We start from the raw sequence: 578 nt of genomic DNA on the forward strand, positions 1-578 counted from the left end.
GCAAAAACATCGGCGTCACGCATTTGACGAACGGCTGTTACCGTTTGCACCCGGTGGAGTGGAATATCGGCGAAGCCGCCGGTGCGCTGGCCGCATACTGCTTGCAGCGGGGAGTTTCGCCGCGTCAAGTGCGCCGCGATTCGGCCCGGCTTGCCGACTTCCAAAGCGCGCTGGTCCAGCGCGGCGTGGAGCTGGCGTGGCCTGTCCTGGGGCCGGTGTAGCTTTGGGGCATGGGGCGGAGTAGGATTTTAGGGACGCTCATGGGGGAGTGGGCTCTCTTGTTGCAAGCCAGTCATCGACCTGTTGCAGCGACAGAGTGTTCGCTATGTTTGGATCGGGCCATCTACCGAGCGGTTAGCAAATGGCGGTCTGCTTTGCGCGCCTTTTCCGGCACGCATTTGCGGCGCTGATGGCGGGTGGTTAGTCTCCATCCCGATGAGGCTATCGGTTCAGACATTCTAAGGAAGGTCGCCTGCTGAATAGTTGGTGGAAAATCAAGGTGTGAAATTACGGAATTAGATGATTAATGTAAATAATTATTAATCATATTAATTTTATAAATAGCCACAATTTTATTT

1 protein-coding gene is annotated in these 578 nt (G+C 54.5%); it reads left to right on the forward strand.

Going from position 1 to position 578, the window contains the following annotated elements; genetic code table 11:
• Positions 1 to 221: FAD-dependent oxidoreductase (locus QJ48_RS34305; protein WP_157261854.1), on the forward strand; the 221-nt coding region annotated here is incomplete at its 5' end.
• Positions 222 to 578 lie beyond the last annotated feature (357 nt).

Origin of the sequence: Paenibacillus sp. A3 (assembly GCF_001399685.1) — a bacterium.
In the GTDB taxonomy this organism is placed as follows: Bacteria; Bacillota; Bacilli; order Paenibacillales; family NBRC-103111; genus Paenibacillus_G.